Source organism: Bacteroides sp. AF32-8BH (assembly GCF_003435205.1).
GTDB lineage: Bacteria > Bacteroidota > Bacteroidia > Bacteroidales > Bacteroidaceae > Bacteroides > Bacteroides ovatus.
The window spans coordinates 37,698-53,038 of record NZ_QVLZ01000010.1; the positions used below are offsets into that span (position 1 = coordinate 37,698).

A 15,341-nucleotide genomic window follows, 5' to 3' on the forward strand; every position below is an offset into this window, starting at 1 on the left:
ATTGATTGTTATTCACTATTCGAGCCAGAACGGAGTTTGCACCAAATTCGGGTTCTTCTCATATTCATCAATAAAGACTGGCATCCAATAGTAACATCTTTTCCATACACGAGTCTGATAAACGGTACGTTTGAAGAAAGTCTCATTGGTAGTTCCCTCTGAATTCATACCATAATCATCACCAATCATTTCCGGTGTATTTTCCACATCTTTCCAACGACGAAGATCGTACCAGCGATTGTTCTCCAAACAAAGTTCTACACGACGTTCAGCTTTGACAACTTTACGCACAGCTGCTTGCGTGTTCTCTATATGTATAAAATTCTCATCCAAGTCAGAGACAGCGTCAAATGTGTACTGACGCACACCTGCCCGTTCTCTTACCTTATTTAAATATTTTAAGCACAATTCACGGGCAGCACTTGTATCATAGGCCTCATTATTAGCTTCGGCATAATCCAAATAAGTGAAAGCCAACCGATAAGTGAAACCTTGACGACTAGTATATACACCTGTTTTTTTATTATCGGTCATACAAAGACTCTTACGAACCAAATAACCATTTTGAGGAGCATCATGAGGCGAGCTGGTACGAATATTGTCTTTTCCGTTGTAGAAGAAGTCATACGGACGCTTCGCACATTCTTGCCAAGATCCATGGAAAGAAACAGCATTATAAAAACGAGGTTCGCGGTTGCAATACATCTTATAGATTCCGGCAGCAGTTATTTCTCCCTCTTTACCGGTACCATAAGACCAGCTAGTATTACGTTTATCTACATTTTCCGAGAATCCCTTTTCTGAATAAGATTCATCCTCAAGAATAGGTAATCCCCTTCTTGTGAAAAATGCATCAACCAATCCTTGATAGACTCCTTGACCACCACCGCCACTGAATTCACGTGTGGAAGCTCCATAAAGGAAAAAATCAAAGTAACCGTTTCCTTTTGTTACCGGGAAAGTAATTTCTCGGTTTCCTTCACTCCATTTCTTGATATGGACATTATAGGTAGACATGAATGGATCGTTCTCACCGGTAGGACCTGTTTCAACATACAGTTTGTATCCTGCTTTTTCCGCTTCATCAATACAAAGCTTGCAAGCCTCGGCTGCTTTTACCCATTTGTTGGGATCGTAAGTCGGATTGAATACCAGTTCCCCCGCTTTATTACGATAATCTTTGTACCATTCATTACCATTAACCAGAGGGCTAGCAGCAAACAATAACATACGAGAACGAACAGTCAGTGCCATAATCTTATTGATACGACCATATTTAGAAGGATCATCGTAGATAGCAGGCAGTGCATTTGCGGCCTCCAACATTTGTTGATCACAATAATCTACTACTTCATCAAAAGGACTTTGTCCAATCATCAAATCAGACAAGGTGAAATCACTAGGGGTGATATAATCCGGTTTAAAAGGAATAGCACCATAGTTTTCAGCCAACTGCCACCAAGCATAAGCAGTTAGGAACTTAACTTCCATCTTCATATTATCTATTTCACTCTGTGGCAAATCACTATCCGGCAAAGCATAGGCACGTTGTTGAAAAATATATCCGTGACGGATATATTGCGGCATCATACGCCAAAAATCGCCATCCCATGTCGAATTGACAGTCCATTCACCAAAGATTTTAGGAATGGTGGTTTTACCATCCCATTGCTCCCAGCGCTTTGAAGGAGTCAGGTCATCAGCAAACACTTCGTAACCATCTTTCCAGATACGCCATTTATCAGGCTCATGAATTGTGTTGTACACAAAAGCCAACCATTGATACACCTTATCTCTATTGGAAAACACCATTTCGATGTCCAGTTCCGTGTCAGGTTCTTTATCAAGATAATCTGCACACGAAGTATTTGTCGTAAGCAGCGAAGCCGCCATAAGACCCGCTACCATATATTTTGAAAAATTGAGATGTCTCATAAAATTGTTTTTGAGGTTTAGTTTAGAAATTAATATCAATACCAAACAAAATAGAACGGTTCATCGGATATTTCAAACCATTATTAGTACCAAGTTCCGGATCCCACAATTTGAAAGGAGAGAAACATAAGAGGTTGTTACCGCTGACAAATACGCGTGCCCCCTTAGAGTAAATTTTTTCCATCCATTTCTTCGGGAAAGTATATCCGATTTCTACAGTTTTCAAACGTAAGAAACTCATATCCTTCTTCCACCAAGTAGAAGCACGATAGTTGTTCTTGTTAGGACCATATGTAAGGCGAGGCCAAAAAGCATACGGATCTTGATTATCATCCGTCCAACGATCATCCAGATTTTCAGAATAAGCATTCCCCTGCACAGTTGTACCACTACCTGGCAAGAAGATGGTTGAATTACCAATCACACGATGAGCGTCGGCAGTACCTTGAAAGAAGAAATTAAAATCTATGTTCTTATAAGCTATAACACCGCCAAAACCGTAAACGATACGCGGATCTTCCGTTCCGCCAATATAACCTTCGTCTTCTTCAGTAATTTTACCGTCTCCATTCATATCAACATATTTAATGTCACCCGGATAAAGTTTGTCAGCACCCACCTCTTGTTTTGGAATACCGAATTTCAATGAACCATCAGACTCAAAATCGTCTGCAGTGAACAAACGTTCAGCGGTAAGCCCCCAAAGTTCATTCATAGAGCGCCCTGTCTGTCCGCGATAAGTACCAATTTTAGAAGGAGCCTCGTCATACTCGTCTACACGATTCTTGGCAAAAGTAAAATTCCCATAGAAAGATGTAAACCAGTCTTTATTAAGTTGCTTGTGCAAATTAATCGAAACCTCCATACCGCCATTCGTTACTTTTCCATAGTTAGCCCAAGGATTTGTGATAAAACCTGTTTGTGTAGGAATAATACGACGTTGCATAAAGATATTCTTACGTTTTTCACGGAAAACATCTACTGTAATATCCAACGCGTTCCACAAACCAACTTCCAGACCAAGATTTGATTTAGTAGCTGTTTCCCAAGTCAGATTTGTCACACCAATCTCGCCTTCTGTAATACCTTTATCGTAGTTCTTTTGTCCTGTAGTCCCCCAAGTATATCCGCTGGCATCTGTTTTTAGTGTAGTCAAATAAGCAAAACGACGACCACCAATATTATCGTTACCTGCTTGTCCCATACTAGCACGGAATTTAATCTTATCAAAAGTGTTTTTCAAAGGCTCCATCCACGGTTCTTCACTCATCAACCAACCTAATGCTACGGAAGGAAAGAAACCGAAACGATGACCTTTGGCGAAATTTTCCGAACCATTATAACCGAAGTTGAATTCAGCTACATAACGGCTATCGTATGTATAAGACAAACGTCCTGCAAACCCTTGTTTACGATAATCCTGAATAGAACCGTCGTCATAAGCCTGTTGATTATAAAGAAGCAAAGCATCAATATCGTTCTTTCCGAACTTACGGCTATAATTCAAGTTAAACTCAAAATAAACATTGGTATTACCATATTCAGTGCCGGTTTCACTACCCATTGATTCATCGCCCACATCATACGACGTATACACCAAATTACCTTCTGCATCACGCCCTGTCGCCGGATGTACGGTAGGAGTATTGCTGGTACGCGACCTCCTGCTACTGTTCCAACGGTCGAAACTGAAGATACCTTTAGCTTTCAATCCCGGCGTAATCTGTCTCAAGTCTTGTTCTACAGAAAATAAAGTCTGAATCTTGGACGAGGTAGTGAAGTCATACCCTCCCTGCGTCGCAGTCCTCCACGGGTTAGCTCTATTCATTTCACGAGGAATGGAACCGTCGCTATAACGTGCCGGGTGCACAAAAGGTAAAGTCTCGAAAGCTTCGGAAAAAGCTTGGTCTGTGCTGCAACGTTGTTTCCTGAAACGATTCAGAAAACCACCAATATTTACACGCATCAAGGTAGTTTTGGTTACGTTCATATCAATATTCGAACGCATATTGAACTGATTATTGTCCGTAGAATTATCTACCGGCAATGTTTTATCTTGTTGCAGAATACCCGACTCATTAAAATATGAAGCTACGATACAGTAACGCAAGAAATCAGAACCACCACTTACCTCCAAATTACCTTTGGTTGTGTAAGCATAATCTTTTGTAATTGCATCAATCCAGTTTACGTTCGGATAAAGATCGGGATCATATCCGCTACGGGTACGATCAATACGCGTTTGATCAAAAGGTAATATCGCTCCATCCTGTGCAGCCAGTTGGTTGAGTAACGTCATATAATCCGGTGCATCCAAAAAATCTGGGAATTTGGTAGGTTGATTAATAGAATGTTCTACGTGTACTCTTACCTGGGGTGCACCAATTTGACCGTGTTTCGTTGTGATGACGATTACACCATTAGCACCACGTACACCATACATGGCACTAGCCGACGCATCTTTCAAAATAGAAAAACTTTCAATCTCGGCTACATCTACGTTATTAAGATCTCGTGCAATACCATCCACCAAGATCAATGGAGAATTACTGCCCGAAAAAGAACTAATACCACGAATCCAGAAGTTAGAATCATCATACCCCGGTTCACCACTACGCTGAATAGCAATTACACCACTTAACTTACCCGCTAAGTTGTTACTTAATGTACGACTTGTACCAAATTGCAGTTGCTGTGGTTGAATCGTCTCAATAGAACCGATGATAGACGCTTTCTTCTGGCTACCATAACCGGTAATTACAACTTCCTCCAACTCCGAAGCGTCTTCCTCCAGAACTACATTGAGTAACTTCGATCCATTTAACGAAACAGATTTCTTCTTAAATCCAATATAAGAAAACTCCAATGTAGAATTTTTGGCCGGAACGGTTATTTGAAACAAACCGTCAACATCTGTCACTGCCCCCGAAGGGTTTGCAACATTAGCTACAACAATCGTTACTCCCGGCAATGGATTCTTATCCTTATCAGTAACCATTCCCGTTACACGAACTCCTTTCTGCTGTTGCACTTCCAAAGTACTCTCTACGGAAGCTTCCCGCAAAGATGCAGCCATACCATCAGTTGGCAAACTCCAAACCGGGACAGCTAGAGAAGCAAAAAAGAATGTTCCCAAAATGCTTTGAATTACATTTTTCATACTTTAATGTATAATTAAGGTTAATATTAATTTTAAGTTTAACATATAAATAAGATCTTTTGAGTCCTGCGTTTTACAGGATATGAGTATATTCAAATATTAAATCAAACTACCTTCCAGTTCTTAATAAATGAGGAGCGATGCGCATTGGCATCGGAGTATAAGAAGGCGGTGTATAAGGAGATAAATTTCCTCCTACTCCAAATTCTTCTGCTGCTCCCGGTTCCATTATACGGAGATCGATAAGCGGCGGAACCGTATTATCATCCTTGATGAACAACATGCCGTCGCCCGTCCCGTCATGTCCACCACTAATAGTAGGCACTGCACCCCATGGATTACGCATGACGAAAAGCATCGTATCATCCACAGGCAAAGACACGGTATAAGCATGTGCAGAAACAGTTTTATACTTACCGTCGACAGGAACATCGCTTTTAGTGAATCCTCCTACCACCAGTTTTCCTCTCTTCAGTGAAACCGACACGGCACGTTGCAGCTCGGCAGGAGTTAATTTTTCCGGAGCAAAAGCAAAACTGGAGCCATTACCGGTGATGATAGCTGCTGCATATTCCGAACCGATACCGCCAATGTCCGACGTGTTTCTAAACGCTTGAAACCACTTGATGACTGCCTTTTCAAGAACTGTAGACCATGTGGGCTGACCGCTCTTGCCGGAACTTGCGCCCAAACTTCCACTCGTACCCACGAACAGATTACTTACTCCGACTTCGATCTGCTGTCCTTTCGGATCGTACAGCTTCACCGTAAATGTCTGGTTGCCATTATTCTTAATAATATTCTTGATAAATCCCGGATAAACGTAAGACAAAGAACCCATCACCGCACACAAACAGCAGTCACCAATGGAATGTTGGTTTACATCTGCCGGACAAGGTTCGCCAAAAGGATAAAGATTGGAGACTTGGAAACCAGCCCAACTCAATCCGGCAAAAGGATCCGGTTCTTTATTCGGATCTTTCAACCACAGCAATTTTTCCTGCGTAACGGACAAATCCGACTCGGCATGCTGAGTACCCATCACATTATCCGGACTATACGTACTTCCGGAAGATTTCGACATCAAATCATCAATGTCTCCAACGAAAGCAGATGCTGCCAATGACAACTCTGCGAGTTGAGTAGAACTTGCCCCATGATTACTTTGTATGCTCAATCTATAATATCTATATTCTTCTTCATTTTCTACAGCATACGTTTTCGTCTGTTTTCGTTCTGCGAAAGTCTGATCTTTCTGAGTGTCCAGTACTACCCATTTTTGATTGTCAGAAGAACCGGATAATGTCCACGATTTCGGATCTGCTTCCGGAGAATCAGCTGCCGATGTAAGTGAATAGGATTTTACTGAGACACTACTGTTTCCATTCCAATTTATATTCACATTACTATGATAAGTAACGTACTTTGTGTCTAAATCATTATCTACTAACTTTCCAACTTCCGACCCAACAGGTGCATCCGAATATTGAGTCCAAAGAGTTCCGCCACAAGGCATACTGGAATTATTGGCATCTAATGCCCAATAAGTCTGAAAGAAAGCTCTTCCTTTTCCTTGTTCATCATCATCTGAACAGCTAGCAGCACAAAACGACAATAATAAAATTGAAAATAGAAATCCACTCTTCATAAGAAAAGAATCGGTGTTCATCTTCCACCGCAACGATTTCGCGTGATGTTTTTTCATTCTAAATACATTCATTTTACTTGTTTATTAAGGTTACTAAATACATTTGTATTCTTAACTATGCATATATTTTTCTTGTTAACGAAAGCAAAATAAGTTCTTTTTCACCTATTACATATACTCTGGCGTGACAAAATGAAGACAAAATTTCGTTGACAAAGAAGCGCACAACAAGCACAATAAGAGCACAAAATAAAGTCCTAATATTCAACACATTAAGCACCACTAAGCACAATAAGAGAACAATAAGAGAACACAAGAGAAAAGTATTAATTCAAATCTGTATTCTCTTTTCAAACCCGAACAAAATGGGGTAAGGTACCGACTCCACTATTAATAGACGTAAAAAGACTAGCTATGATAATAAACGACTTGCCTAAGAATATATAACTTGCCGGCAGATATTTTTCCAAATACCTGCCGACGAGAAAATCAATTCTGTTTTTTTTCCCATACAGCTAAACGAGCATACAGTTCTACAAGTGCACCCTGATGTAGAATCTGCCATTTATTGCCACCGTCTTCTGTCGGAATATCTCCACTTAAACCACTCAAATCCTCATTATTAATCAATCCATTATTATGATGTGCTTTGCCAAACCAGGCGTGTAACATCGTACTATGTATATCTTCCAAATACAATGAGTTCTTGTCAATGGAGTAGAGTTCGAAAAATCCACGACACATAATAGTATTAAACCATGCGTGTCCGGGCGACAGGACTTTAAAATCACGTTTCAAAATATCCGAATGAAACTGTTTAAACCACTTATTGTGACAAGCTTCCGCTATTTGTTTTGCTAAATTCAAATAAGAATTCTCTTGCGTTATTTTATAAAGAAGACAAGCCAACTGCAAAGGCTGACCAGAATTATAAGAATACTTATTCTTCTCTATGTTACCTACCTGAGTGGGATCATCATCTTTAGGAGAAGCGTTATCATAATACAAATGATCACTAGGATCATACATATAAGTCTGCAACCAGTTAAAACACTCTTTTGCTTTATCCAAATAAATTTGTTTGTTAGTTAACTGATATAAAATACAACTCAATACCCCTGTCGGAGCTGTAGAACAAGTATTCTTCGACCTACTAGGTTCGTTCAATTCTCTCCAATGTACTCCGCCACCACAAGTTTCATCCCACCCATACTGTGCCAAATAATTCCACACAGCCTCAGCCTGAGTCAAATAACGTTTATCTCTAGTAATAATATACCATTCCGCCATATCAAGTCCAATCCATACATTATCATCATAAAAACGCTCGTTGCCAGCTGCCGGATACACACTATATGCAGTACGTCCACGATCTGCTATCCAAAAAGCCTGAATACCACTGAACATATCATTGTCCAAAGACTCATAGTGCCGTTCCTGCCCCGTACCAAGAGAAGCTTCTCTCATTGCCACAAACGCAGACAATCCACTACCTTGTCCCCATACAAGTGCGTCTCCATCCCAATAACCGTCAGCCTTAGGATACCATGTCTGCCAACACGTCCGAGGCCCCTTGTGATAATAATACTCTATAACCTTTGTCATCAAGGTATGAGCACAATCAAACATTTTCATTTGTGCATATTCAAAGGTTGCCGCTTCCTGACTTTTACTCTCCGACCGCAAACCATTGACTCCCACTAAAGTGACCGCTACCTCATACGTTCCCTCTGAAGGTACTTGTAGCAAATAATTTGCTCCGTTTTTGTATTTGACATCATTACCATTTAATAAAACAATGCTCCATTCCTGCGTCTTTCCGGTGTCTATCCTCCGATAAGCTATTTCTATCTGGAGATCTTTCACATAGGTTTTCCTCACAAAATTCACAACCAGCTCTTTCTCCCTATTTGTATTCAACACTTCCAGTTGCTCCACCGGATCAATTTTTTGGAGAAAGTTTTCCTCTTCTTTACTATCTTCACTACACGACTGCATGGTAGTCCCAACCACAAATAGAACTATCAATATACCAATTATCTTTTCCATATATTTTTTCATTTATTATTTCCCAACGAGGTGGTAGCCTGTTTACAATCCGACTTCAATACCTTCTGTCAGATTACCACTAGCCAGTCGAATACCTTGTTTAGTTATCACCTTGACAATTGCCATCCCTTTATTCTCCAGTTCTCTTTTTCCTGTTTTTCCAACCAGTTTCACCATGACTTTGTTACCATTACGTTCTGCTGTAAACTGTTGTAAACTATAATCACCTTTTTGGTATGACCAGCCGTCTCCAGCATCCCAATACATACTTCCGGAAGCCTTGCCTTGCTCATCCAAACAGACCAAAAGCATCAAAGGATCCAGTGAATTTTCAGTGGTATTCTGTATTATCTTGCCGGTAGGAATGATAGAACCACCACGAATCTTTAATTTTGCCTGATATTTACCATCCTTATCCCCGTCTACTAGTGACAAATCCTCCCATATTCCTTTAGGAAGCGCCGTTTTTTTAGCAAATGAAGGGATTACCAACAGGTCATCACCAACCAGAAATGCTTTTTCTTCCGCTCTTAACGAAAGATCTTTTGGATCAGCAAAGAATATCGGACGCATGATAGGCATACCTGTTGTGGAAGCCTCATGCAAAAGAGTATAATAATAAGGTAGCAAAATATATCTGCGTTCCAAAGCAATACGGGAAACCTCTTCTATTTCTTTTCCAAAAGCCCAAGGCTCTTTATTGTTGGTTCCGGCACAAGCATGACCGCGAGAAAAAGGGTAAAAAGCTCCCAGTGCAATCCAATTCCCAAACAAATCGGCATCTGCATGGAACAAGAAGCCACCAATGTCAGCGCCACTCATAGGTTGTCCCGACAGTCCCAATGTTAACGACATAGGTACAGACATCTCCATATGCTCGCGACTGGAACCATTGTCACCTGTCCATGTTGCGGCATAACGCTGCCCTCCCAAAAAATTAGAACGAGTCAGAATAAAAGGACGTTTCTTAGGTTGCGCGGCTAACATTCCTTCTCTTGATGACTTAACCATTAAGAACCCGTAAACATTATGATATTGCAAATGAGTTCCGGCAGGAATTCCATTTCCACCTCTATGCAAATTATCTTCCGGCATCGTTCCGGTAGGTGTATTACTCACTTGCGGTTCGTTCACATCGTTCCAAACCCCATCTACGCCTTGCGCCATAAAGTCTTTATAAAGTCCGCCCCACCACTGGCAAACTTTAGGATCTGTGAAATCCGGCCATGCCACTTTCCCCGGCCATGCATCACCGTTATATTCTTTTCCATCTACAGTTTTTACCCAAACATCATTTGCTGTTCCCGAATCATAGACAGAATAACCTGTTTCAGCTTTAGCTCCCGGATCAATCATCCATACCGAATGGAACCCACGCAGATGCAAGTCTCGATTTACAGCTTTTGGATCAGGAAAACCTTGCGGGTTAAATGTGAATATACGATAACCATCCATATAATCAATGTCCATCCAAATTGCATCACACGGAATACGCTTGTAACGAAGCGTATCGGCTATTTCTATTACACGACTGTCAGGCGTATAAGAAAAACGGCATTGCTGATAGCCTAAAGCCCAGCGCGGAACCATCGGCATAGTACCGGTTAGTTCGGATAATCCTCGAACAACAGCCTGCGGTGATTCTCTGTCAATGATAAATACACGAAAAAGCTCCCCTTCACTTCTTAACTCTATTTTCTCATCTGTACTGCTTAATTCAGCTTTCCAAGTAGTATCAAACAAAATACCAAAGGCGGTTCCATCCTTCCTGACTCCCATCATCCATGGATGTGACTGATACAAACGCGTTCCATTATCAACTCCGTATGCTCCGGAATCGGTATTCCACAGTTTTATGGTTTTTCCGTTTCTTAAAAGAGATCCGGTAACTTCTCCGCCTCCGTAGATACTCGTACCTTCCGGTATGATTAATGATGCATTCGCTTTACCGTCAGTCAGTGAAAAATCGGGAACCAGCTCCCACCCGGAAGAAAGCGCTCCCTGTTCGCGAGGTTCTTTTTCAATTGCAAAAGAAGGTACTTTCTTGGCATCAAAGCCATCAGGTACAAATTTGGCAATTCCATTTCCTACCATAACGCTACGCGCGACATTTACCTTCCTCGTAGAGGCATTAATTGACAAAGACAATGTTACGAGCAAACTAATTGCTACAGTTTTAATGCAGTTTTGTTTCATGATTTCTTAATTAATGATTCTGTTGAATACTTATCCTTCAATGGCTAAGTACAAAGCGAATTAAACACTTTTTCACTCATTAATCATCCTCTGAAATGACAAAATGCTGGCAAAATCACATTCGTCAAAAGACACATAACATGTACAATGGGAGCACATTATAAACAAGACATTTACAATGTGTTACAATATATTGTGTATAATGAGCGCACAATATAAAGTACAAGAAAACTACGGATTCTTATGCTGTTCTCGATAATCCTTAGGTGTCATACCGAATTTTCTAGCAAATTCTTTGTAAAAATAGGAACGCCTTGATATCCCCACATCAGCAATAACGTCCTGAATAGAAAGATCTTCCTCTCTTAAAAGGCGCGCAGCTTTCTCCATCCGATAGTTTTTAATCAGATCGCTAGGAGCAATGGGAGATATTTCCTTAAACTTACGATAAAACTGGCGCGGACTCATTGCCATACGATCGGCTATCAATGTTGAACCCAATTCTTCCTCTTCAAGATTCTGTTCAATCACTTGTAAAAGTTTACGGATAAAATCAGCCTGTTCTGCTGTAGTACACACTATTTGCCCTGCCAATTCACCCAAATCTTCCAAATAAATTTGTTTGGCTTCCCGCTTACCATAAATAGCTTTATGAACATCTTCTTTCAGAAAGAGAATATCATAGGGTAGTACAATATAGGAATCGGACCATTTAATCAATTCGCGTTGAATAACCGAACTTGCTTTCCATGTCAGCAAAGGAATAAAAGCTGTTTTCGATAAAGCCGAGCGATTCTTTCCAACATATTCCATAAACGTACTTTCCTCTTCCGCATACATAGCCATATCAACTAAAAAAACAGCAGGAACCGAACGATGAATTTCCTCAAATGCCACCTGTACACTTTTCACCGAATGTATCAAATATTCTTCAGAAAGTAATCCTGTTATCAACCAAACCATTTCTTCACGATCTTCTAATAAAAGAATCGTTTTCTTTTCACTCGATTGATTTTCAATTAATGTGGCGGGATCGAAAGTAAGCATCAGGCTATGTTGACCACTGTCAGATTCTACATAACGAACAACTGTATGAAGTTGCTCTAAAGCTGATTGCACAAAACAAAGCATCAACTGAATACCGAAAAACCGATCAATATCTTCTTTATTAAACACAGAGGAAGGAGTTCCGGTCAGTTGTTGTTGTAGTTCTTTAAGCACATCAACCGTACCAGATATTATTAACGACATCTTGCCGTTTTCTTCCTGCACACTAACCGTAATTCTGCCTGACGATGTTTTCTGACAAACAAACTGATAACAATAATAAAGAATACAACGTAAAGCATTTTTATAGACCGGAAAAGTAAAATTCGCAGGAATCAGAGATTGTACCAAAGTAACATCTACTCCTTCTGACTTCAACGTGCGAAGTACTTCCATAGATAACTCCTGTATACACATACGGGCAGACAAAACAAAGGTAGTAGGATAAAAATGCTTCAGTTTCTCTGAATAAAGCGTCTCTGGCCGGAAAAGAGCACTCATCGCTGTTTCACGTATTAACTCCACTTGCTTACGACGTTGTTCATAAGAGGTGTTTTCTGCACGTAGCTGATCGCAAGCATGGTAAATGAGGGTAAAACTATCCAATAAGTCACGATTATAACTACTACTTTCCAGCACCTTTTTATTATTTTCCGTATTGAGCAACCGTTTCAGTATACGTTCATGAAGGATATATTTACGAAGTAAATGAAACAAATAAACCACAAAGAGCACTATTAATAAAATATAAAGGAGATAAGCCCATAGCGACTGATACCACGGTGGAAGAATATGTATGGGAATGGAAAAGAATTTATACTCCGTATCGAACACGTCTTTCTTATAACGGACTTTAAAAATATAATCACCCGCAGGCACATCAGTATATGAAGCCTCATTGATGCTGCTGAATGAAGTCCATTGGTTATCATATCCTTCCAGGATGAATGAATATTCCACTTCTTTCCCGGTCAAATAATCAGGTACGGTAAAAGAAAGAGAGAAAGAAGTTTCCGCTCCTTCCAATTGCAGACTTTTTCCATCTTCCGTATAATAATCACCTAAATTTACTGCTGTCCGCCCAAGCCACAACCGACGTAACACAATATCCGGATAAAACTCAGGGGCAGCCGCCACTTTACGATCCAGATAAAGCAGTCCATCAATTCCTCCAAAGAAAAGACTGCCTGTATAAGGACACTGATAATAGGCATCATCACTAAACTCTCCTATTTGCACACCGGCACTGTAATAATAATCATGCGACGAGCCATTTTTCGGATTATATTTGATGAGTCCGCGATTGGTACCCAGCCAAAGGAAGCCATTGCCATCTTCCTGTATACCATGTATCATATCATTAAGAAGTCCCTGCTCCCTACCGATATAAGTAGCTTCTATCTTCTTTCCACAAAATGAAAGACAAACCAAACCAGAAGTTGTTCCTACATACATTTTACCATCTTCAGTGCGGTACAAACTTAATATATCGTCTACCGACTTGCGCAGCTTTTCTTTCAAAGAGATGACTTGATATTCTTCCGTTCGTTTATCGAAACGAACAAGTCCTTTTTCACGACTACCTAACCATAAGATAGAATCCCCTTCCGCCAACATGGGATAAAACATCATAATCTCCCGTTGCTCATGAAAAAAATGATAACGTTTTTGCTGACGTACATTAATAGTCCCTCCTTTCTTTTCAAGCACCATTTTATAAAAACCATCCACCGCCGTTACAGCATATAACACACTATCATTTTCTTCATAAATATCATGTATCTCAATAACAGGTCGACCGGAAGAATATTCTACCGAATGCACAGCATCATCTCTGAATGAATAATAAAATAATCCCGGATTTCCTGCCCCTATCCAGAAGCCATCCATATAGCGACTTTGGGCCAGTTTATAAACGTGAAACTCATGATTCCATTTAATATATGATGACATTACCTGTTTCTCTCCAGGAGAATAAACCATAGCCCTCCCAAGAGGATTTCCTACTGCTTCATGATAATCAGGCAAATGTAAAAGCCCATCTCCCTTTGTTCCAAACCATAATCCTCCATATTCATCTGTCAGTATCGAACGTACTTGTCTACTCAAATTAGGTGACATACGATTCAACATCAAATTGGTAGCGATCGAATATTTTTTGGCGTACATCACAGCTCCCTGCCCGTCCGATGCAATCCAAAGCAACCCTTGACGCGGTTCCCTATAAATTCCATAGATTCGGATATTACGATTGACGATCTCTTCTTCATACTTTTTAGAAGTACGTAAACGAATCAATCCATTAGCACGAAATCCAATGATAATATCTTCATAAAAGGGAACAATCCCTGTTATTACTCCATATTTCTGAACGAGTGATGAAAGATTACGAATATAAATCTTGGATTTACGAGAGATATCATACATATATAAATCTCTGTCACAATCTACGAAACAAAAAATACCATTCTGATAGAAAATATCTTCAATTGCTTTCGAATGGAACTTGTTTGTTGAGATAGATAATTTCACCGACAAACTATCCGTATCAAACCTATTGAGTGAGTAATTAAGAATTTGTCCCGTACTAGGTGGAAATACCCAAAGCCCCCCATCATCGGTCACAAATGCACGTCGTTCCATACTATCCACTGGTAAAACAGAAGTTTGTACCCGGATAAAACGTTGATGATGCGTATTATAATAGTAAATTCCGTCTCCGGTAAGTATCCAAGTGTTTCCCTGATTATTAGAATGAACATAATAATCACCTGAAAAATCATAGTTGGCTACCACTTGCCTCGCCTTTTGCGAGAAGCGGTTTACTCCCAAATGGGTAGAAATCCATAAGCAACTATTATCTGCCTGCGAAATGGAATGAATCACGTTATTGCTCAACGTTTTGCTTTCTGAAAAATCAGAGCGAAACACTTCCATCGTCTTTCCATCCCAACAGTTCACTCCATCATACGTGCCAAACCACATCAGCCCCACATTATCTTGAAAAAGACAAAGCACTGCACTATTGGATAAGCCTTGTTGATAATCTACTTTTGAAAAGAAATAAGTATCATTGTCAGCTATAGCAGCCAATGATCTCATCATTATAAATAATGCTATCAGTTTTATTTTCATATCGTACGTTTATCAATAAGCTGTTCAAAACCTGTTAGGCCTCTTGCTGATACTGTTACGGACATTAGTAACATTACTGGCAACACTTGTACCGTTTGCATGTTTTTCAATTTGTTAGTTCCTTCCTAGTCTCAACAGAAGTGTATACACAAAAGAAGCGCGAGACCGCTA

General features: G+C 40.1%; 6 protein-coding genes. All 6 read right to left on the reverse strand.

Annotation, left to right across the window (positions count from 1 at the left end):
- Positions 1-15 precede the first annotated feature (15 nt).
- A complete protein-coding gene (locus DWZ47_RS08705; RefSeq protein WP_004323617.1) occupies positions 16-1,935 on the reverse strand; it encodes a RagB/SusD family nutrient uptake outer membrane protein in 1,920 nt (639 codons plus the stop codon).
- A 22-nt stretch (positions 1,936-1,957) separates the two neighbouring features.
- Positions 1,958-5,095 (reverse strand): SusC/RagA family TonB-linked outer membrane protein, encoded by a 3,138-nt coding sequence (locus DWZ47_RS08710; RefSeq protein ID WP_004297318.1) that lies wholly within the window; start codon positions 5,093-5,095, stop codon positions 1,958-1,960.
- A 109-nt stretch (positions 5,096-5,204) separates the two neighbouring features.
- Positions 5,205-6,800 carry a C2 family cysteine protease gene (locus tag DWZ47_RS08715; RefSeq protein ID WP_224440820.1) on the reverse strand — a complete coding sequence of 532 codons (1,596 nt, stop codon included), beginning with the start codon at positions 6,798-6,800 and terminating at the stop codon, positions 5,205-5,207.
- A 432-nt stretch (positions 6,801-7,232) separates the two neighbouring features.
- Complete coding sequence (locus DWZ47_RS08720) at positions 7,233-8,792, reverse strand: glycoside hydrolase family 76 protein (protein ID WP_004324754.1); 1,560 nt, start codon at positions 8,790-8,792, stop codon at positions 7,233-7,235.
- Positions 8,793-8,834: 42 nt separating this feature from the next.
- Entirely contained in the window at positions 8,835-10,988 is a 2,154-nt protein-coding gene (locus DWZ47_RS08725; protein ID WP_074557423.1) for a TIM-barrel domain-containing protein, read from the reverse strand.
- Between the two features lie 231 nt (positions 10,989-11,219).
- Positions 11,220-15,170: a helix-turn-helix domain-containing protein gene (locus DWZ47_RS08730; protein WP_117512857.1), complete on the reverse strand. Its 3,951-nt coding sequence runs from the start codon at positions 15,168-15,170 to the stop codon at positions 11,220-11,222.
- Positions 15,171-15,341: the final 171 nt, after the last annotated feature.

Excerpts from the sequence above, each read along its gene's own strand:
- DWZ47_RS08705 (WP_004323617.1), bottom strand. The coding sequence starts at position 1,935 with ATGAGACATCTCAATTTTTCAAAATATATGGTAGCGGGTCTTATGGCG.
- DWZ47_RS08710 (WP_004297318.1), bottom strand. The coding sequence starts at position 5,095 with ATGAAAAATGTAATTCAAAGCATTTTGGGAACATTCTTTTTTGCTTCT.
- DWZ47_RS08715 (WP_224440820.1), bottom strand. The coding sequence starts at position 6,800 with ATGAAAAAACATCACGCGAAATCGTTGCGGTGGAAGATGAACACCGAT.
- DWZ47_RS08720 (WP_004324754.1), bottom strand. The coding sequence starts at position 8,792 with ATGGAAAAGATAATTGGTATATTGATAGTTCTATTTGTGGTTGGGACT.
- DWZ47_RS08725 (WP_074557423.1), bottom strand. The coding sequence starts at position 10,988 with ATGAAACAAAACTGCATTAAAACTGTAGCAATTAGTTTGCTCGTAACA.
- DWZ47_RS08730 (WP_117512857.1), bottom strand. The coding sequence starts at position 15,170 with ATGAAAATAAAACTGATAGCATTATTTATAATGATGAGATCATTGGCT.